The sequence below is a fragment of the Pseudomonas corni genome (assembly GCF_057128765.1).
Genome location: NZ_JBSKHW010000005.1, coordinates 107,291 through 126,184, shown reverse-complemented (window position 1 = coordinate 126,184; position 18,894 = coordinate 107,291). Strand labels below are relative to the sequence as shown.

Here is an 18,894-nt window from a genome sequence, read left to right as displayed (position 1 = left end):
CCATTGGCTTAGATTCACAGGTGCAACGCGTGCAAACAGAAAAACCCCATCGCCCCCCCGTTTTGCAGCACGTAAGCCTGAACGTGCGACGGTTGCGGCACGCTGCGGGGTTCAGTCAAACCGCGCTGGCGCAAAAGTCAGGCGTCAGTCGGCGGATGTTGGTGGCGATTGAAGCGGGGGAGACCAACGTCAGCCTCGCGACCCTTGACCGCGTGGCCGAAGCGTTGGGCGTGGCGTTCAGCGATTTGATCCAGGCCCCGGATGAGCGTGATTTCAGTCGCATCAACGAGGTCGCGTGGGTTGGTGAACTGGCTGACAGCAAGGCAGTTTTATTGGCCAAAGCCAGCGCCCGGCGTGAAGTAGAGCTGTGGGAGTTCAGCCTCGCGCCAGGCGATTCCTACGTTTCCGAAGCAGATCCTGACGGCTGGAGCGAGCAGGTGTTCGTGATCGAAGGCTGCCTGACCGTGAAGCTTTCTGATCAGATTCGCCATGTCGCGGCGGGCGAGTTTTTCATGTTTGCCAGTAATCAGCCCCATACCTTCAGCAACGAAGGGGACGCTGCGCTGCGTTTTGTCAGGAATGTCGTGATTTAACCGCCGTTGCCGGCAATCCCTGACCTGTAGGAGCGAATTTATTCGCGAGGAATTGCGTCAGGCGACAAGCAATTTCAGGCCTGGGGCAGGCTCGCGAACAAATTCGCTCCTACAGAGATGCGCAATTGTTTATCCAGTAACACCCAATCAACACTTTGCGGATTTTTCCGGCCCACTGCGCCTCGAATCCTCATCAAAAATGCACAAATTCCGGCACGCGCCGTGCACTGCGGTAAGGAACGCATCCTTCGTACCGAAGCGGCCGTACTAACGTCTTGTTTGAAACCCGAGCCGCGCTCACCATACTCAAACAGCCGCGCCACATTCCAGACAGCACCCAAGGCGATACCCAATGACTGCTGAAAACAATCGACCCGCCGCTGACATTCTGATCGTCGGCGGTGGCCTGAGCGGCACGATGCTGGCCGTGCAACTGCTCCGTTTGCCAAGGGGCCGCCGGATCCTCATCATCGAGTCGCGCAGCGAGCTTGGACGCGGCGAGGCCTATAGCGCCACTGAACTGGGCCACACGCTCAACGGCAATGCCGCGCGCATGGGCGTCGACCCCGACAATGCAGATGACCTGACTCAATGGTTGACCGACTTCATCGCCAAAGGCGGCTGGCCCGAGTCCGACGAACAGCACGTCCCGATCCCTGAACTGTTTCCCCCGCGCGGCATTTTCGGCTTGTACGTGCAGCAGCGTCTGGCTGAGGCTCAGAGGGCGGCCGCTGTGAAGGGCTCGACCGTAGAGCACGTGCGCGGTGAAGTGGTGGACCTGGTTACAGACGATCGGGGTGTGTCGATCACCCTCGCCAATGGCACGCTGTTACATGGCGCCCAGGCAGTGCTCGCCACTGGTATGTTCGCTGCCGCCCGCACCCCGCAACGGGACTCCAATGAACTCAACGCGGCTGCTGTCGATCCTTGGGACGTCGAGGCCATGCGCCATCTCGATCCCCAGGGGCGAGTGCTGATCATCGGCTCTGGCCTGACCATGGTCGATGCGGTGGTTTCTCTTGAAGAAGCCGGGCACCGCGGGCCAATCGATGTGTTTTCTCGCCACGGCCTGTTGCCCCACGTGCGCCGTCAACCGCCTGCCTGGCCGGACTTTCTGGGTGAGGACCACAGTCTGCGCAGCACCCGGCAACTGGTACGTGCGTTGCGGGCGCAATGCGCGCAAGCCATTGCTCAGGGCATTGACTGGCAGGCACCGCTGGATACCGTCCGAGTGCATATTCCCAGGCTGTGGAGTCAGGCGACTGACCTGCAGCGTCGCCAGTTCGTACGGCATGTACGGCCATGGTGGGAGAGTCATCACCACCGTTCGCCGCCGCCCAGCGGCAAGCTGCTGGAGAGGTTGGTGGATGAGGGGCGCTTGAGGATTCATGCAGCTTCCCTAATTGGCGTCGAGCATGCCTCACCTGCTCAGGTGCGCATCCGTGTGCGCCGCCGTGGTGAAAACGAGCCGACCCTGATCGACGGCGCTGCATTAATCAATTCCACTGGCATTCAATATGACTGGCGCCGCGTGGATCGGGCTTTGCCCCGGCAGTTATTGGCGCGAGGACTGATTCAGCCCGGCCCCTTGGCGCTGGGGATTGCCGCCGACCCAAGCGGTGCTGTGCTGGATGCGAACGGCGTGGTCTCCCAACGCTTGTTCGCCATGGGCCCACCACTGCGCGGCATGTGGTGGGAGAGCACGGCCGTCACCGATGTGGCGCTGCAGGCCAAGCTGCTGGCGGCCACCTTGGTCAGCGTCTAACCTCAGTCCTGGTCGAGCAAGCGCGGACCGGCGCCGTCCTCGCCCAATGCATCGCCGTTATTGCGCAGTGGGCAGGCGTCCATCGACAGGCAGCCACAACCAATGCAGCCCGAGAGCTGATCGCGCAGAGCGGTCAAGCGGTTGATCCGCTCATCCAGATCAGCTTTCCATCGTTGTGACAGCCTGTTCCAGTCCTCCACGCCGGGCGTGCGGTCCTGGGGCAGGGTTTCAAAGGCGGTCTGAATGCTTGCCAAAGGGATGCCCAGCTTTTGCGCGGTTTTGATCAGGGCTACACGGCGCAGAACATCGCGCTTATAACGCCGCTGATTGCCGCTGTTGCGCTGGCTGCTGATCAAGCCTCGGGCTTCATAGAAGCGCAGCGCAGTGATTGCCACACCGCTGCGCGCGGCTAATTGGCCGACGGTCAGTTCTCGCAGTGTATGAGCTGAATCGGTCTTGCCCATGTAGTGACTCCGTCCTTTGACGATTGAGGCTTGACCTCTAGTTAGGTGGAGGTTTTACCCTGCGCAGCACCTGATCGCAACTGAGTGCGTTATTCATGATGCAACGCAAGAAACGTAGTTCGCGACAATGCGCAAGACAGCATGCTTTTGCGCGGTTCTTTTGCCCGAGAAGTCCATCAGTGGAGAACGTTCATGACGTCGCCAGACCGTAATCGTCCTTTCAGTCAGTTCGTTGAGTTTGTGGTGGATGCGCGTCACCAGTCCGGCCTGGTCATGGCGTTGATTGACCGAACCGAGCGCTTCACTCGGACCTATCCCGGTTTTATCAGCGCCAGTGTGCAGGTCAGTGAAGATCAGCAGCGGGTGCTCAGCCATGTGCTCTGGGATTCAAAGGAGGACTGCGAGCGGGCGTTCGAGAATGCCGAGCAAGGGGAGCAGGATTTCTGGACCTTGATCCGCCAGCACCGGGCCACGGCGCTGACGTTCAATGCGTATCAGTTGATGAGCCAGACGGTTGGGCGTCGGTAGCTTGCAATTCGGTGTCGGGCCATCCACGTCTTCAGGTCTGCATCGACCTCTTCGCGGACAGGTCCGCTCCCACAGGTTTTGAGTCAGGTCGAAAGCCCGCAGCGCCTCTAATCCATTGTGGGAGCGCACCTGTTCGTGAAAGCGGTGCATCAGGCGGTAAAGATGTATCGACTGGTCCCGATGCCCGGCAGATCGCCTGCAAACAAGGCTCCTACGGCCTTGCGCCAGAATCAAAAGCAATCGCGGTTGCCGCAGCGCCTCAAACCGACAACTGCACCATGCGATCGCCCTGCAAATGCTCGCCGGGCCTGCGTTTGTTGACGGCCAGTTCACCGATCTTGATCAGACGCGCGCGGGTGACGTTACGGCTCAGACCCAGCAGGCCCGCCGTGTGTACCTGGTTGTAGTGACTGAAACGGTAGGCCGCGCGCAGTAGTGCGTCTTCGACCTTCTCATGCAGCGCGCCGGCCTGTTCTTCGAACAGCTTCTGAAACGCACGCTCAAGCAAGGCCTGGGTGGAATCGTCGACTTGGGCGACTTCGTCCTGACGCTCGATGCGCAGGTTGGACAAGCGCAGATCGTCACGCTGAATCACCCCGTCACGGCAAATCAACAGGGTGTGGTGAATGACGTTTTCCAGCTCACGGATGTTGCCGGGCCAGCTGTACGTCTTGAGCTTGTGTTCGGCTTCCGGGCTTATGCGAATCGGGCCGTAACCCATGCGCTGGCTGTAGACGTCGATGAAGTGCCGGGTCAGCGGCATGATGTCGCCCGGACGTTCACGCAACGTGTGCAGTTGCAGATTAACCACATTCAGCCGGTAAAAAAGATCTTCCCGGAAATGCCCGGCGTTGATCGCGCGCTCCAGTTGCACGTTGGTGGCGGCCAGCACCCGGACATCGATAGGCGTACTTTTGCGCGATCCAAGCCGCACCACTTCGCGCTCTTGCAACACGCGCAGCAGCTTGACCTGAATCGCCATGGGCAGATCGCCGATCTCGTCGAGAAACAACGTGCCGCCGTTGGCCTCTTCGAACCAGCCAGCTTTGGCGGCCAGTGCGCCGGTGAACGCGCCTTTTTCATGGCCGAACAGCTCGGCTTCCACCAGAGATTCAGAAAACGCGCCGCAGTTGACCGCCACGAACGGACGATGACGACGGGCGCTGAGGTTGTGGATGTGCCGCGCGATCAACTCTTTGCCGGTCCCGGTTTCGCCGATGATCAGAACGCTGGCTTCGCTGGGCGCGACCTGCTGCACATGGGCCAGTAGCGCTTGTGATTTCGGGTCTTCAAACACCTGCGCCGTGGCGCGAATCGAAGTCGCCAGCGCGGGCGATGGCGGTAGGGTCAGTAGCTGCATTGGGATCACTTTTGAATAGAGGCCAGTCAGATTGAACGCGGTCCTTTGTAGGAGCGCGCTTGCCCGCGATAGGGTGTGTCAGCAAAACATACGGCGGCTGACATAACGCTTTCGCGGGCAAGCGCGCTCCTACAGTGAGTCACCGTTGTCTGATTTTTACTTCTGCGGCGGTAAATCGTTGGCGATCATCTCGCCGAAAGGGCCGGTCAGGTTGGTGAGGCCTCCGCCTGCCAGGCTGCGATACGGCTCGGGCAGCAGCGGGAACACCAATTCAGCGAAGCGATAGGCTTCTTCCAAATGCGGGTAGCCCGAGAAAATAAAGCTCTCTATGCCCAGATCTGCGTATTCCTTGATGCGTGCGGCCACTTCTTCGGGATTACCCACCAACGCCGTGCCCGCACCGCCGCGTACCAAGCCAACACCGGCCCACAGGTTTGGCGCGATTTCCAGGTTGTCGCGGCGACCGTCGTGCAGCGCGGCCATGCGGCGCTGGCCTTCTGAATCGAAACGGGCGAAGGATTTTTGTGCCGCAGCGATGGTTTCGTCGCTGATGTGCTCGATCAGTGTGCTCGCGGCTTTCCAGGCTTCTTCGCTGGTCTCCCGCACGATCACGTGCAAACGAATCCCGAACTTCACAGTGCGGCCGTTGCGTGCGGCGCGCTCGCGGATGTCCGCCAGCTTTTCTGCCACAGCGGCAGGTGGTTCGCCCCAGGTCAGATAGACGTCAACCTGATCGGCAGCCAGTTCGTGGGCCGCCTCGGAGGAACCGCCGAAATACAGCGGCGGATAAGGCTTCTGGATCGGTGGATACAGTGCCTTGGCGTTCTGTACGCGCAGGTGTTTGCCTTCGAAATCCACGGCCTCGCCTTGCAGCACGCGACGCCAGATCTGCAGGAATTCATCCGTGACTTCGTAGCGTTCGCTGTGATCGAGAAAGCTGCCATCGCCACGGTTTTCGTCAGGATCGCCCCCGGTCACGACGTTGATCAGCAAGCGTCCACCCGACAGGCGATCCAGCGTGGCGGCCATGCGAGCCGAGACTGTCGGAGAAATGATCCCCGGACGAATCGCCACCAGATAACGCAGGCGTTCAGTCAGCGGCACCAATGCCGACGCAATCACCCACGAGTCCTCACAGGACCGCCCGGTCGGGATCAATACGCCGTGGTAGCCAAGACTGTCGGCAGCCTGGGCTACTTGTTTCAGGTAGTTGAGCGTGACCGGGCGCGCGCCCTTGGTGGTACCCAGAAAATGGCCGTCGCCGTGGGTCGGTAGAAACCAGAAAACATCCATGAGACATCCTTCGAGCAGAATCGGTGGCTTTGCTTAGGTGCGCTATTTATAGAGGGTGAGTTTTATTCCGTAAAAGAACTGAATCCCATATTTTTAGATCGTTTAGAGATATGTCATTGTTTCTGTAGGAGCCAACTTGTTGGCGAGGTGATTAATGAGGCATATAAAGTGCGGCATCTCGCGAATAATTTCGCTCCTACAGGGTTCTGAACATCTGAATGACCTCAAAAAAAGAAGCAGCGCCGCTCCCCGAAGACCTGCGGGTGTTCCTGACCGTTATTCGTAAAGCGGGTTTCGCCGCCGCCGCCGATGAGTTGGGGTTGTCGCCGGCCTACGTCAGCAAACGCATTCAAATCCTCGAAAGCACCCTTGCTACGCGCCTGCTGCACCGCACCAGCCGCCGCGTTGCCCTGACCGAAGACGGCGAGCGAGTGCAGCGTTGGGCGGTACGGATTCTCGAAGACTTCCAGTTGCTGCACGACGAGTTGTCGGACGCCCGCTCAGAGCCCCGGGGTCGTCTGCACATCTGCAGCTCGTTTGGCTTCGGCCGCAATCATGTGGCCCCGGCGATCTCGCAACTGGCCGAGCAATACCCCGATCTGGAAATCCGCCTGGACCTCTTCGACCGCGTGGTGGATATCGTCAGCGAAGGATTCGATCTGGAGATTCGCGTGGGCGATGACATTCCCGGTCAACACATCGGTCGGCAATTGGTGAGCAACCGACGGGTGCTGTGCGCCGCGCCTTCCTACCTTGAGCGACGCGGTATCCCACAGGAACTGACCGATCTGGAACAGCACGATTGCCTGGTGATCAAGGAGCGTGACAACGCATTCGGCATCTGGCATGTCGAGCGGGATGGGGTTCGGGAAAGCGTGCGGGTGAGTGGGGCGTTGTCCTCCAACAGCGGCGAGATCGTTCTGCAATGGGCGCTCGATGGGCGCGGGGTATTGCAGCGGTCTTTGTGGGACGTCAAACCGTTTCTGGATCAGGGCCGGCTGGTGCAAGTGCTGCCGGACTACACCGAAAGCGCCAACGTCTGGGCGGTGTACCCGACGCGCCTCGCCAACTCCGGGAAATTGCGCGTCTGCGTCGAGTTTCTGCAGACGCATTTTCAAGGGTTGTCGTTGTAGTAAAACGACGCGGAGTTGTAGGAGCGCGCTTGCCCGCGAATGCATCCGTCCATCCGATACATCTTTATGTTCTGACCGGGCTAATCGCGGGCAAGCGCGCTCCTACAGGCAAACTCAGAGCCACGGATTTTCCGCCAGGTGCCGCTGCTCGAACGCACGAATCTGCTCGCTGCGCTGCAAGGTGCTGCCGATCGCATCCAAACCCAGCAACAGCGCGTCTTTGCGCAGTTCGTCGATCTGAAACGGCAGCACCCGTCCGTTCAGCAAACGGATCTGTTGCTGCTGCAAATCCACGTCTATCCGCGCAGTTTCAGCCTGGCTGACCACCCGCCCCAGTTCCTGAATCTGCGCTTCGTCCAGCGTGATGACCAACACGCCATTTCGTTGACAATTGTCGTAGAAAATCCCGGCGAAACTGCTGCCGATCAACGCGCGAATGCCCATTTGTTTGAGCCCCCACACGGCATGTTCACGGCTGGAACCACAGCCGAAATTGGGCCCAACCACCATGAACGTCGACCCCTGCCAGCCGGGCTGGTTGAGGATGAAGTCGGGGTTCGTTTCGCCGCCCGGCAAAAAGCGCAGATCGAAGAACAAACCCCGATCCAGCCCCGCTCGATCAATCCCCTTTAGAAACTGCTTTGGCATGATCACGTCGGTGTCGATATTGGCCGCAAGCATCGGTGCGGCCTTGCCGCTGACGTAGGTGAAAGGCTGCATGTCAGAGACTCCTTTGCAGGTGGCGAACGTCGGTCAGATGGCCAGTGATGGCGGCAGCGGCGACCATCGCCGGGCTCATCAGATGGGTGCGCGCGCCAGCGCCCTGGCGGCCTTCGAAATTACGGTTGGTGCTGGACGCGCAACGGTCGCCGGGGGCGAGTACGTCATCGTTCATTGCCAGGCACATTGAGCAGCCGGACTGACGCCACTCGAATCCGGCGTCCCGGAAAATCGTCGCCAGCCCTTCGGCTTCTGCCTGATCGCGCACCGCCGTGGAGCCGGGGACGATCATCGCTCGCACATGCCGGGCCACCTGTTTGCCACGCACCACGTTGGCCGCGTCACGCAGATCCTCGATTCGCGCGTTGGTGCACGAGCCGATAAATGCGTGGCTGATGACGATGTCAGTGAGCGGTGTGCCAGCGTGCAGGCCCATGTAGGTCAGGGCGCGGCGCATGTCTTGGCGCAGGATCGGGTCAGCGATGGCGTCCGGGTCAGGCACATTGGCGCCGATGGCGGCGGCCTGATCCGGGCTGGTTCCCCAGGTGACCATTGGTTGCAGATCGTGCGTGTCGAGTTGAACCTCCCGGTCGAACACCGCGTCAGGGTCGCTGTGCAACTGCCGCCAACTCGCAACGGCGCGCTCCCACAGCTCGCCTTTTGGCGCGCGGGGCTTGTCCTGCAAGTACGCAAAAACCTTCTCGTCCGGCGCCATGAACGCACCGCGAGCCCCTGCTTCAACGGCCATGTTGCAGATGGTCATGCGCGCTTCCACGCTCAACGCTGCAATGGTGGAACCGGTGAATTCAATCGCGTAGCCAGTGGCACCTGAGGCACCGATCTTGCCGATCAGGGCCATGATCACGTCTTTGGAGGTAAGGCCGGTGGTCAGTTGGCCGTCTACCGTGACGCGCATGCTTTTCAGGCGTTTGTAGACCAGCGTCTGGGAGGCCAGCAGGTGTTCGATCTCCGAGGTGCCGATGCCGAAGCCAAACGCGCCCAGTGCGCCGTAAGTGGTGGTGTGGCTGTCGCCTGCAGCAATCACCATGCCCGGCAGGATGAACCCTTGTTCTGGGGCAATGACGTGTTCGATGCCCTGGCGCTGGTCGAGTACATCGAACAGTTCGATGCCGAATTTCTCGCAGTTGTCGGCCAGGTACGAGACCTGCAAAGCGCCGCCTGCATCGGCCATGGTGGCGACACGCTGCGGCGCGGTGGGGTTGACGTGATCGACCACCGCCAGCGCCGTTTCTGGCCGCCAGACATCGCGGCCAGCCTCGCGCAAACCGCTGAAGGCTTGCGGGCTGGTGTATTCGTTGATCACTTGACGGTCGATGTAAAGCAGCACGTGGCCTTGTTCATCGAGCTTGCACACGGTGTGTGAATCGATGTGCTTGTCGTAGAGGGTTCTTGTTCGAGTCATGGTGGCGCTCACGGTAAAGAGGTCACAGCCGGTCAGGCGGCAGACGACATCTTTAAGCGCATGGGAATCGCCATCAATGGCAGGAAAGTGAGGGCAGGGGACATGGATCGTGTTTGATGGGTGACAGAAACCCTTTGTAGGAGCGCGCTTGCCGGCGATTGCGTCATGTTTGCGACGACGATGCCGATTGATCCACCGCCATCGCGGGCAAGCGCGCTCCTACAGGGGCTGACCTAAAAAAACGGGCACCGAAGCGCCCGTTTTTTCAATGTGCCGCCCTTCAGAAAATCTTGGTAAACAACCAGTACAAGCTGCCCGACAACAGGATCGCGGCCGGCAAGGTCAGGACCCACGCCAGTGCCAGATTGCGCAGGGTGCGCATCTGCAAGCCCGAGCCGTTGGCGGTCATGCTGCCTGCCACGCCGGACGACAACACATGGGTGGTCGACACCGGCAAACCGTACATGTCCGCCGCGCCAATCGTGAACATCGCCACCAGTTCAGCCGAGGCGCCCTGGGCATAAGTCATGTGGGTCTTGCCGATCTTCTCGCCGACGGTGATCACGATGCGCTTCCAGCCGACCATCGTCCCCAGCCCCAGCGCGATTGCCACCGCGATCTTCACCCACAGCGGGATGAACCGGGTGGCGCTGTCGATCTGTTGCTTGAACTGCGTCACCTTGGCTTGGGTGTCGGCGTCGAAATTGCCGATCTTGTCCTTGTCCATCAGGCGGATGGTTTCCGACGTCAGGTACATGTCGTTACGAACGTTGGCCACGGCCTCGGCCGGGACTTTGGAGAGCGAGCCGTAGCTGCCGACCTGAATGCCGATCTTGCCGGTCATCACGGCCAGTGCCGGCACCAAGTCAGGGGTGGCTTTCTTGTCGCGAACATACTCGGACAACGTCAAGCGTGGGTCCGCTGGAGCTGGCTGAGCCGAGTTGCGGCTGAGGGCTTGTTGGGTGACTTCGGCGACAGCGGCGAACTGCAACGACTGATCCGCTGGCATGGTGCGGTTCAGTGCATAGGCCATTGGCAGGGTGCCGACCAGAATCAACATGATCAGGCCCATGCCTTTCTGGCCGTCATTGGAACCGTGGGCGAACGACACGCCGGTGCAGGTCAGGATCAACAGGCCGCGAATCCAGATCGGAGGTGGCGCGTTGCCTTCCGGCGCCTTGTACAGCGCGCGGTTCTTGATGAACAGGCGCATCGCCAGCAGCAACAACGCGGCGCAAACAAAACCAACCAGCGGTGACAGCAGCAGCGAGTAACCGACTTTGGTTGCTTGCGCCCAGTCCACGCCGCTAGTGCCGTCGCGGCCGTGCATCAAAGCGTTCGCGACGCCCACACCGATAATCGAACCGATCAGCGTGTGGGACGAAGACGCTGGTAGGCCCAGCGCCCAAGTGCCAAGGTTCCAGATGATCGCGGCGATCAGCAGCGCGAAGATCATCGCGAAACCGGCAGACGAGCCGACTTGCAGGATCAGTTCAACTGGCAGCAGGGCGATGATGCCGAAGGCGACCGCGCCGCTGGAGAACAACACCCCGAGAAAGTTGAACATGCCCGACCAGGCCACGGCGAAGTTTGGCGGCAGGGAGTGGGTGTAGATCACCGTCGCTACTGCGTTGGCGGTGTCGTGAAAACCGTTGACGAACTCGAAGCCCAAGGCGATCAACAGCGCCACGCCCAGCAGCAGGAAGGGCGTCCAGGTCAGGATGACGACGCCCATGTCGTCGACGTCCTGTTTCAAGCTATAAGCGGTGAACAGCAGCCCCATGCCCAGAACGGCAAAGAAAATCACCATCGTCAGTACGCCGGGCTTGCGCCCGAATTGAGAACTCAGCCCAGAGCCGCCAGACGCTGGGCCCGAAGCCAGTGATGGGGTCGCCATGATGCACAATCCTGTTGTGATGGAATGGTGACCATGATCATTTCAAAATGTGACAAGAATGCGACGTGGGTCACGAAAGCTAGTATGGGTTGGGTTTTATGGACAAATGGCGAACTGATTCTTCCCGGATTGACGCATTTTCGTGGGAGCGGACCTGTCCGCGAAGGGCCAGTACATCCGGTAAATCTTCATCGGTTGATCCATCGCATTCGCGGACAGGTCCGCTCCCACGGGTCCGGCGGGGTGTGCGTTCAGTAATCGCCACGTTTCCTGAACGCCCAGCGCCCGGCAATGAACGTAAACGTCGCGACCAGCGCCACCAGCACCCAGAAACCATGGGGATCGCTGGCCAGTGGAATGCCGCCGACGTTCATCCCGAAGAAGCCTGCGACGATGTTGATCGGCAGCGCCAGCACGGTGACGACGGTCAGGGTGAACAGCGTGCGGCTGCTTTGCTCGTTCAGGTTGGCGGCGATTTCTTCCTGCAGCAGCTTGATGCGCTCGCCCAGGGCCGTGAGGTCGCTGATCACCAGCGCCGACTCCTCGGTGGACTGGCGCAGCTCCTGCAGATCCTCCTCCAGCAGCCAGCTTGGCGGCTTGTGCAGCAAGCGCATCAGTGAGCCCGGCTCCAGCGCCAGAAGGCGTTGCAGGCGCACCAATACCCGACGCATGGACCCCAGCTCAGAGCGGTTATTGCTCAGGCGCTGGGACAGCAACTGGTCTTCGATCTTGTCGACGCTGATGCTGGTCTTGCGCATGAACTGCGACAGCACTTCGCTCTGATCGCGCAGCAAGTGCGCCAGCAACTCCAGCGGCGAGCGAAACAGCTCGCCGTGCTTGACCGAGGAGCGCAGTTTGTCGACCGAGCGCAACGGATGGTGGCGCGCGGTGATCATCACGCCGCTGCGCAGGCAGACCCACAAGGTAGCGATATCGGTGGAGACGCGGTTGAAGTCGAATACCACGTCGTTGACCACCGCCAGCAGGGCCGAATCGACGTGTTCGATCCGGGTCGAGCGCGAGCCTTCGTGCAGCGCTTCGAAGAACTCGTCGGGCAATTCCAGATGGGTTTTCAGCCAGCGTTCACAACCGGCATGCGCCAGGTTTAAATGCAGCCAGACGAACTCGTCCGAAGGAACGTCGCGGTGCAGGCATTCCAGCGCCAGGGTCGATGCAATTTCCCGCCCCGGCTCATCCGGCCGAAAGCGAAACGCATAAAGCAGTCCGAACAGGTCGGAATCCTGATGGTGGGCAATGCTTGGATTCATGGAGGCTCGCTGGCGGGGGAGAGTGCCGATCCGGGGCAGGATCGAAATCGGCATCATCGCAAGCGGTTTTGACAGTTATGTGACGGTTTGTTTCCAAGCAGCCAATGGGGGCAACTGTACCCTGTAGGAGCCAACTTGTTGGCGAGACAGCCACCGCGGTGTGTCAGGTGCAACGTCTCGCGAACAAGTTCGCTCCTACAGAAGTCCTACACCATCGACAACCGCTGCTTGCGGTGGGGCGCGGGCCACGACCGGTCGATCAGCAGCTCATCATCGATGCTCAGCTCGATCTGCGCAGCAGCGATGTTCAGCGCGATATGCTCGGGGCTGACGGCCTTGGGGATCGCAATCACACCATCCTGACGCAGCACCCACGCCAGGCTGATCTGCGCAGGCGTTGCATCGTGACGTTCGGCGACTTCCAGCAGGGCTGGATTGCGCAGCAAGTGCCCTGCCTGACCAATCGGGCAGTAAGCCATGAGCGGCATGTTGACGTTTTGCATCCACGGCAGCAGGTCGTATTCGACGCCGCGCTCTTCGGGGTTGTACAGCACCTGGTTGGTAGCGCAGGCCGGTGCGTTCAGTTCGAGCATGTCGGACACGTCGAAATTGGACACGCCCCAATGGCCGATCTTGCCCGCTTCACGCAGACGCTCGAAGGCTTCAACGGTTTCTTCCAGCGGGTATTGGCCGGGCCAGTGCAGCAAATAGAGGTCGATGTAATCGGTCTTCATGCGCTTGAGGCTGCGCTCGCAAGCTTCGGGAATGCCCTTGCGGCTGGCGTTGTGCGGGTAGACCTTGCTCACCAGCATCACCTTGTCGCGTTCACCGGCGATGGCCTCGCCGACCACCTCTTCAGCGCCGCCTTCGCCGTACATCTCGGCGGTGTCGATCAGCGTCATGCCTAGCTCGATCCCTAGCTTGAGCGCCGACACTTCGGCCTCGCGCTGATGCCGGTCCTCGCCCATGTGCCAGGTGCCCTGACCAATGACGGGGACGGTTTTATCTGCCAGTTCGAGGGTGCGCATGGCGGCTCCTGCAAATGAGGGGTGATGAGAAGTCTGGCAGCGGATGGGCGTCGGGGTTCAATCTCCAAGACGGCGCGGATCCTGTAGGAGCTGACGACCAGCGGGAGGCTGCGATGCGGTGTGTCAGGCAAACCTCAATCGCAGCCTCCCGCTGGTCGTCAGCTCCTGCAGGGGATCGCGTTAATTTTTAGCTTGCGCACCACTCCCTTCCCAACCCCCACCCAGCGCCAGGAACAGGTCGATCTGCCCCATCGCCACTTGCGTATTGGCCGCAGCCAGTTGCGCGCGCACGTCGGTGTAGGTGCGGGTCGCTTGCAGGTCGGCGAGGAACGATTCGCGACCTGCCTGGAAGAAGCGATGGGTCTGATCAGCGGCCTGTTGCGCCGACTGCTCGGCGTCGGCCAGCGCGTCGCGACGTTCAAGCAGGGCGGTGTATTGCGACAGACCGGTCTGGGCCTCGCGAATCGCGTTCAGCACCACGCCGTCGAAACGCGCCAAAGCGGCCTGACTCGACGCCTCGGCAATATGAATCCGCGCCCGGGCGCCGTTGGACGGGATGGTCCAGTTGATCACCCCACCAAAGCCCCAGCGGTTGGTCGACGGATCACCCAGTTCATCGAGAATACCCACGGTGCCGACGGTCGCGCCGATGCTGATGTCCGGGTACAACTCACCGGTCGCCACGCCAATACCCGCCACAGACATCGCCAATCGACGTTCCGCCTGACGCACATCCGGACGACGCTTGAGCAGTGCCGCGCCATCGCCCACTGGCATGACTTGCGCGATGTGCGGCAGTTCGGCGCATTCGGCCACGCCTTTGGGCAATTGATTCAACGGTCTGGCCAACAGCATCGACAGGCGATAGAGCCCGGACTGCCGCGCTGCCTGATAGCGCGGCAAATCGGCGCGCAGGGATTTGAACTGCGTCTGTGAGCGCGTGACCTGGGTTTCATCGCCACGGCCGGCATCGCGCAGGCGTTGGGTCAGGGACAGGCTTTGCTGTTGCAGATTGACCGACTCCAGCGCGATGTCGTGCTCTTCATTGGCCGCGCACACCTGGGTGTAGGCGCGAACCACGTCGGCTACCAGGGTGATGCGCGCGGTATCGACCGCCGCCTGGGCCGCATCGGTATTGGCCTGGGCCGCTTCGATGCCGCGCTGCAGCACGCCGAACAGGTCAAATTGATAGGAAGTGGTCAGACCGACATCGCCGACGTTGGAGACCGGCACTTTTTCGGGGAGCAAATACGCTTGGCCAGCTTCTTGAAGACGCTGAACCCCGGCCTTGGCCGAGTTGGTAAACCCGCCAGCGGCGTCGGCTTCGGCAGACTGATAACGGGCGCGCTGCAAGTTGGCAGCGGCCACGCGCAAGTCAGTGCTGGACACCAGCGCCTGACGCACCAGCTCGTTGAGTTTCGGGTCCTGATACAGCTTCCACCAGTCTTCGGGCACGGGGGCGGACACCACATTCGACGACTCACCAGCCAGCTCGCCCTGCAGGTCAGGGCGATTGACCGCCGCGTCCTTGGGCAGCTCGTAATCCGGACCGACCACGGTGCACGCCGACAGCAACAAGCCCAGTCCGACCGTCAGCAGGCGAGCGCTGTGTTTCATTGGGCGGCTCCTGTCTCGGTGGTTTTACCGCTGGCGGCTTTGCTGTCGAGCTTGCGCAGATCGGCGTCATCCATGATCGAGACCGTGGCTGTACGCCCGGCAATCATGCGGAAGTCCGCCGGCACTTCGTCGAACGCAATCCGCACCGGAATCCGCTGCGCCAGGCGCACCCAACTGAACGCCGGATTGACGTTGGGCAGTAGGTTGGAGCCGCTGCTGCGGTCGCGATCTTCGATGCCGGCGACGATGCTCACCACATGGCCACGCAGGCGGGCGTTGTCGCCGATCACGCGGATATCGACCGCTGAACCGATGTGAATGCCGTCGAGCTTGGTTTCTTCGAAGTAGCCGTCGATGTGGAACGAATTGCCGTCCACCACCGAGAGCACCGGACGTCCGGCGGTCACGAATTCACGGTCACGGGGCGCGCGGTCGTTGAGGTAGCCGTCCACCGGGCTGCGGATTACCGAGCGATCAAGGTTCAGCTGCGCCGCGTCCACCATCACTTGCGCTTCATTAAGAGCCGACAGCGCGCGGGCTTCCTTGGACTGGCTCTCTTCCAGTTGCTCGCGGGCCACCAGATTGCCCAGGCCGCGGTTACGTCTGTTCTCGCGTTGGGCCTGTTCCCAGGTTTCTTTGCGCTCGGCCACGGTGGCCTGGGCCTGACGCAGTGCCAGGCGGAAACGGTCCTGGTCGATGGTGAACAGCACATCGCCTTTGCGCACCACCTGGTTGTCGGTGACCGAGACTTTCTGGATCAGCCCGGACACGTCTGGCGCGATCTGGATCACGTCGGCGCGAATGTGCCCGTCGCGGGTCCACGGGGCGTACATGTAATACATCACCATGCGCCATACGACGATGGCGGCAAAGAGGACAACCAGCAGGGTCAGGACCACGCGGCCCAAAGTCAGTAAGGGTTTTTTCATTTCATCAAATATCGACTGAGAGTATCCACGGCACCCAGCAGCAGGGCGTATAGACCAACGTTGAACAATGCCCGGTGCCAGACCAGGCGATAGAAGTGGGTCCGTGACAACACGGCGTGTACCACCAGAAAAATCAGATACGCAATGCCCATCAGGGCCAGAAACGTAGGCAGGAATATCCCGCTGACGTCCAGATCACCAATCATAGAGGCGCTCCGTCGATGCCATACGGCGGTTGTTCTTCGTGCTCTGCGACCACATCGACAATCTCCACGCCAGGCAGCAGCGCCAGACGCAGACCGCTCAGCGCATGCAGCAACTGCAGCCGCGCCTGATCGTCACCCATGGCGTCAAAGGCCAGGGCGCGGCGGGCGCGGTCCATGGTCATGAGCAGACCTTTGGGCGCCGGCAAGCGTTCATGGGACTTGAGGCAAGCACTGAAATAAGCGCCCACTTCGGTGGTGACCTGGCGCAACAACTGACGCGGCACCGCTGGCACACGGGGCATGTAGGCCAGCAAGTCGAGCATGTTCAGTGCCACCCGCAGTTCTCGGACGGCGATTCCGGTGTCCTGCGCGGTGATCGTCAGGCGCGGCAACTGCTGCATCAGCCGGTCGAGCATCTTCACGCCCATGCGCCGATGCTCGGCAAGGCTGGCTTGCTCGCTGAGGGAAACGATGTCGCGCCAGCTGAAGCGGGTCAGGCGTTTGGCCGCAAGCTCGGTGCCGAAAGGCCGTACGACCAGCGTCCAGACGAAGGCGAACGCCAGGCCTGCGGGCCCGGCCAGGTTGGAATTGACGAAGTTCAGGAAGTCCGCGTCGTAGGCGCTCTGAATGCTGATAAACGAAGACGTATTGACGATGGTCAGCAGCGTGCCGAGGTAGAACTTCGGCTGCACCGTGAGCGTACCGACGCAGATGAACGGCACTGCGAAGGCCAGCACCAGCATCGGGAAATCATGCAGGTTGGGCAGCACCACGAACAGGTACAGGCTGGCGAACACCACTGAAAGCATGGTCCAGAAGAAGAACCGGTAAATCTGCGGCGCCGGGTCGTCCATGGCCGCGAAGAAACTGCACGACACCGCCGCCAGAGCCACGGCGCTGGCACCATCCTGCCAGCCAAGCAGAATCCACAGCACCGACGCCACGATGATTGCGCTGACCGAAGTCGCGACCGAATAAAGCATCATCCCTTTGTCGAGGAACGGCGACAGCCGCCCCAGGCGCCAGTGTCGGTAAACGGCTCGCCAGGAAGAAGGGTCATCCTTGACGATGGCGTGTTGCAGGCTGCGGCAGTCCTGCCACAAATCGATGAATTCGGTCAGGCGGAACAGCGCATTGGACAGCAACAACTGACGTCGATCATCCAGTTGCGCAGGGGTGGGTTGCAGGCGATCAAGCTCGCGGTGCAGCACTTCCCAGTACTTGATCGGCGCACCCTGTGAGGTCTGCTCCAGCCAGTCGCGGGTCTCGATCAGCAGCGGAGCGAGGTCGGCCACCAGTTCGGGGGTGCGTCGCTCCAGCGCCCAGAGTGCATCGTCCAGCGCGTCGATCACCGGCAACAGGTGAATCATCCGGCCGCGCAGCTCTTTGGCGTTACGCACCCGCTGTTTATGAGCGCCCTCGTGGGGCAACTGGCCGATCATCAGCTCCAGGCTGTTGAAGGTGCCGACCATCGCCGTGCGCAAGGTGCCCACGGCTTCCGGAGTAGAAGATCGCGCCAGAAACAGATCGCTGTAAGTGGTCGCGTCGTTGAACCATTTGCCTAGAGAATCCACCAGCACCGGCGCCAGGCGCCGTGGCCAGAACATGCTGCCGACCACCGCAGCGCAAATGATTCCGAGGAAGATTTCTTCCGTGCGCGACACCGCGATGTCGAACACCGCCTGCGGGTTGTCCACCACCGGAAACGAAATCAGCGGCATGGTGTAGCCGGCCAGCATCAGCGCGTAGCTGTTGGCGGTGCGCAAGTGCAGGGACAGAAACAGCAGCGTGCCGGTCCACAGCGCAATCACGACGGCCAGCAGAAAGGGCGTCTGCACAAACATCGGCACCACGATCACCGAAGCGGCAGCACCGAGAAAGGTCCCGGCGGCACGATACAGAGCCTTGGAACTGGTGGGCGCGACGAAAGGGCTTGAGACGATGTAAACCGTGGCCATCGCCCAGTAGGGGCGGGGCAATTCCATGAGCAGGGCGATGTACAGCGCCAGCATCGACGCGGCGAAAGTACGCACGCCGTAGAACCAGTCACGGGCGGGCGGAACGCCTTTGAAAAAGTCGCTGCTGAAGAAACCCGGCCGGTCGGCGGACTTGTTGGCGACCGTGCTCAAGATGCCGTCACCGCAGCGTTGGGTGTGGCGCTTGCAAATGCCTTGATCACGCGCAACGCCGCTTCGAGATCGGCGGGGTCGAGGTGGGCGAACACTTCGCGGCGCAAACGGATCAACTCGTCCTCGATTGACTGGGCCAGTGCGCGGCCATCATCGGTCAGGCTCAGGGATTTGGCGCGGCGGTCGGTGGGGTCTTCGGTGCGGCACACCAGATTCGCGTCCCCCAGCTGGTCAAGCAATCGCACCAGCGACGGGCTTTCAAGGCCGCATGCCTGTGCCACTGTCACCTGACGAACGCCATCGCCCAGTCGCGCGATCATCAGCAACGGGCCTGCGCAGGCTTCGGAGACGCCATAGCTGCTGAGGGTCGTATGACAAACCCGGCGCCATTGACGCGATGCCGCGACGACGCCGCCGGTAATGTGCATTTGCAATGAATCGATAGTCATAAAAAAGTGCCACTGAGTGCGTTTGACGACAGGGTTTGGTAGGCAGTGAATGATTAGGCTCAGTATTATTAGGATGCTAACTATTAATATCC

At 61.0% G+C, this 18,894-nt stretch carries 17 protein-coding genes; 4 read left to right on the top strand and 13 right to left on the bottom strand.

Features of this window, described 5'->3' with window-relative positions; genetic code table 11:
* The first annotated feature begins 29 nt into the window (after positions 1 to 29).
* Both ACWKV9_RS10785 and ACWKV9_RS10780 read left to right on the top strand, forming a co-directional pair.
* The gene (locus ACWKV9_RS10785) at positions 30 to 593 is read left to right on the top strand and encodes a helix-turn-helix domain-containing protein (protein ID WP_483836101.1); all 564 of its coding nucleotides are present in this window, start codon (positions 30 to 32) and stop codon (positions 591 to 593) included.
* Between the two features lie 352 nt (positions 594 to 945).
* The gene (locus tag ACWKV9_RS10780; RefSeq protein WP_483836100.1) at positions 946 to 2,358 is read left to right on the top strand and encodes an FAD/NAD(P)-binding protein; all 1,413 of its coding nucleotides are present in this window, start codon (positions 946 to 948) and stop codon (positions 2,356 to 2,358) included.
* Positions 2,359 to 2,360: 2 nt separating this feature from the next.
* On the opposite strand, the gene soxR is transcribed toward ACWKV9_RS10780, so the two are convergent.
* Positions 2,361 to 2,822 carry a redox-sensitive transcriptional activator SoxR gene (gene soxR, locus ACWKV9_RS10775; RefSeq protein WP_483836099.1) on the bottom strand — a complete coding sequence of 154 codons (462 nt, stop codon included), beginning with the start codon at positions 2,820 to 2,822 and terminating at the stop codon, positions 2,361 to 2,363.
* Between the two features lie 192 nt (positions 2,823 to 3,014).
* Here soxR and ACWKV9_RS10770 point away from each other — a divergent pair, with 192 nt between their 5' ends.
* Positions 3,015 to 3,350, top strand: a complete 336-nt coding sequence (locus ACWKV9_RS10770) for an antibiotic biosynthesis monooxygenase (protein ID WP_483836098.1) — start codon at positions 3,015 to 3,017, stop codon at positions 3,348 to 3,350.
* Positions 3,351 to 3,609: 259 nt separating this feature from the next.
* Here ACWKV9_RS10770 and ACWKV9_RS10765 read toward each other — a convergent pair whose 3' ends face one another.
* Both ACWKV9_RS10765 and ssuD read right to left on the bottom strand, forming a co-directional pair.
* Positions 3,610 to 4,710, bottom strand: a complete 1,101-nt coding sequence (locus tag ACWKV9_RS10765) for a sigma-54 interaction domain-containing protein (RefSeq protein WP_483836097.1) — start codon at positions 4,708 to 4,710, stop codon at positions 3,610 to 3,612.
* A 156-nt stretch (positions 4,711 to 4,866) separates the two neighbouring features.
* Positions 4,867 to 6,003 carry an FMNH2-dependent alkanesulfonate monooxygenase gene (ssuD, locus tag ACWKV9_RS10760; protein ID WP_483836096.1) on the bottom strand — a complete coding sequence of 379 codons (1,137 nt, stop codon included), beginning with the start codon at positions 6,001 to 6,003 and terminating at the stop codon, positions 4,867 to 4,869.
* A gap of 218 nt (positions 6,004 to 6,221) precedes the next feature.
* Here ssuD and ttdR point away from each other — a divergent pair, with 218 nt between their 5' ends.
* Positions 6,222 to 7,136 carry an L-tartrate utilization transcriptional activator TtdR gene (gene ttdR, locus ACWKV9_RS10755; protein ID WP_483836095.1) on the top strand — a complete coding sequence of 305 codons (915 nt, stop codon included), beginning with the start codon at positions 6,222 to 6,224 and terminating at the stop codon, positions 7,134 to 7,136.
* A gap of 114 nt (positions 7,137 to 7,250) precedes the next feature.
* On the opposite strand, the gene leuD is transcribed toward ttdR, so the two are convergent.
* The 10 genes from leuD to ACWKV9_RS10705 all read right to left on the bottom strand — a co-directional run bounded on the left by leuD (position 7,251) and on the right by ACWKV9_RS10705 (position 18,802).
* The gene (leuD, locus tag ACWKV9_RS10750; protein ID WP_483836094.1) at positions 7,251 to 7,856 is read right to left on the bottom strand and encodes a 3-isopropylmalate dehydratase small subunit; all 606 of its coding nucleotides are present in this window, start codon (positions 7,854 to 7,856) and stop codon (positions 7,251 to 7,253) included.
* A gap of 1 nt (position 7,857) precedes the next feature.
* Complete coding sequence (leuC, locus tag ACWKV9_RS10745; protein ID WP_483836093.1) at positions 7,858 to 9,279, bottom strand: 3-isopropylmalate dehydratase large subunit; 1,422 nt, start codon at positions 9,277 to 9,279, stop codon at positions 7,858 to 7,860.
* Positions 9,280 to 9,559: 280 nt separating this feature from the next.
* Positions 9,560 to 11,089 carry an inorganic phosphate transporter gene (locus tag ACWKV9_RS10740; protein WP_483836207.1) on the bottom strand — a complete coding sequence of 510 codons (1,530 nt, stop codon included), beginning with the start codon at positions 11,087 to 11,089 and terminating at the stop codon, positions 9,560 to 9,562.
* A gap of 338 nt (positions 11,090 to 11,427) precedes the next feature.
* Positions 11,428 to 12,444, bottom strand: a complete 1,017-nt coding sequence (locus ACWKV9_RS10735) for a transporter (protein WP_483836092.1) — start codon at positions 12,442 to 12,444, stop codon at positions 11,428 to 11,430.
* A 206-nt stretch (positions 12,445 to 12,650) separates the two neighbouring features.
* Complete coding sequence (locus ACWKV9_RS10730; protein WP_483836091.1) at positions 12,651 to 13,472, bottom strand: aldo/keto reductase; 822 nt, start codon at positions 13,470 to 13,472, stop codon at positions 12,651 to 12,653.
* A 180-nt stretch (positions 13,473 to 13,652) separates the two neighbouring features.
* A complete protein-coding gene (locus ACWKV9_RS10725; protein WP_483836090.1) occupies positions 13,653 to 15,089 on the bottom strand; it encodes an efflux transporter outer membrane subunit in 1,437 nt (478 codons plus the stop codon).
* Positions 15,086 to 16,018, bottom strand: coding sequence for an efflux RND transporter periplasmic adaptor subunit (locus ACWKV9_RS10720; RefSeq protein WP_483836089.1), 933 nt, complete (start codon positions 16,016 to 16,018; stop codon positions 15,086 to 15,088). Before ACWKV9_RS10720 ends, ACWKV9_RS10725 begins: the two co-directional genes overlap by 4 nt.
* Entirely contained in the window at positions 16,015 to 16,224 is a 210-nt protein-coding gene (locus ACWKV9_RS10715; RefSeq protein ID WP_483836088.1) for a DUF1656 domain-containing protein, read from the bottom strand. The genes ACWKV9_RS10720 and ACWKV9_RS10715 overlap by 4 nt, the downstream gene beginning before the upstream one ends.
* On the bottom strand, positions 16,221 to 18,353 hold the full coding sequence (locus ACWKV9_RS10710; protein ID WP_483836087.1) for an FUSC family protein: 2,133 nt from the start codon (positions 18,351 to 18,353) through the stop codon (positions 16,221 to 16,223). Before ACWKV9_RS10710 ends, ACWKV9_RS10715 begins: the two co-directional genes overlap by 4 nt.
* The gene (locus tag ACWKV9_RS10705) at positions 18,350 to 18,802 is read right to left on the bottom strand and encodes a MarR family winged helix-turn-helix transcriptional regulator (protein ID WP_483836086.1); all 453 of its coding nucleotides are present in this window, start codon (positions 18,800 to 18,802) and stop codon (positions 18,350 to 18,352) included. The genes ACWKV9_RS10710 and ACWKV9_RS10705 overlap by 4 nt, the downstream gene beginning before the upstream one ends.
* Between the last annotated feature and the right edge of the window lie 92 nt (positions 18,803 to 18,894).

Coding starts and splice junctions, on each gene's coding strand:
- ACWKV9_RS10705 (WP_483836086.1), bottom strand. CDS start 18,802: ATGACTATCGATTCATTGCAAATGCACATTACCGGCGGCGTCGTCGCG.
- ACWKV9_RS10715 (WP_483836088.1), bottom strand. CDS start 16,224: ATGATTGGTGATCTGGACGTCAGCGGGATATTCCTGCCTACGTTTCTG.
- ACWKV9_RS10720 (WP_483836089.1), bottom strand. CDS start 16,018: ATGAAAAAACCCTTACTGACTTTGGGCCGCGTGGTCCTGACCCTGCTG.
- ssuD (WP_483836096.1), bottom strand. CDS start 6,003: ATGGATGTTTTCTGGTTTCTACCGACCCACGGCGACGGCCATTTTCTG.
- ACWKV9_RS10740 (WP_483836207.1), bottom strand. CDS start 11,089: ATGGTGATTTTCTTTGCCGTTCTGGGCATGGGGCTGCTGTTCACCGCT.
- leuC (WP_483836093.1), bottom strand. CDS start 9,279: ATGACTCGAACAAGAACCCTCTACGACAAGCACATCGATTCACACACC.
- ACWKV9_RS10770 (WP_483836098.1), top strand. CDS start 3,015: ATGACGTCGCCAGACCGTAATCGTCCTTTCAGTCAGTTCGTTGAGTTT.
- ACWKV9_RS10765 (WP_483836097.1), bottom strand. CDS start 4,710: ATGCAGCTACTGACCCTACCGCCATCGCCCGCGCTGGCGACTTCGATT.
- ACWKV9_RS10780 (WP_483836100.1), top strand. CDS start 946: ATGACTGCTGAAAACAATCGACCCGCCGCTGACATTCTGATCGTCGGC.
- soxR (WP_483836099.1), bottom strand. CDS start 2,822: ATGGGCAAGACCGATTCAGCTCATACACTGCGAGAACTGACCGTCGGC.
- leuD (WP_483836094.1), bottom strand. CDS start 7,856: ATGCAGCCTTTCACCTACGTCAGCGGCAAGGCCGCACCGATGCTTGCG.
- ttdR (WP_483836095.1), top strand. CDS start 6,222: ATGACCTCAAAAAAAGAAGCAGCGCCGCTCCCCGAAGACCTGCGGGTG.
- ACWKV9_RS10735 (WP_483836092.1), bottom strand. CDS start 12,444: ATGAATCCAAGCATTGCCCACCATCAGGATTCCGACCTGTTCGGACTG.
- ACWKV9_RS10730 (WP_483836091.1), bottom strand. CDS start 13,472: ATGCGCACCCTCGAACTGGCAGATAAAACCGTCCCCGTCATTGGTCAG.
- ACWKV9_RS10725 (WP_483836090.1), bottom strand. CDS start 15,089: ATGAAACACAGCGCTCGCCTGCTGACGGTCGGACTGGGCTTGTTGCTG.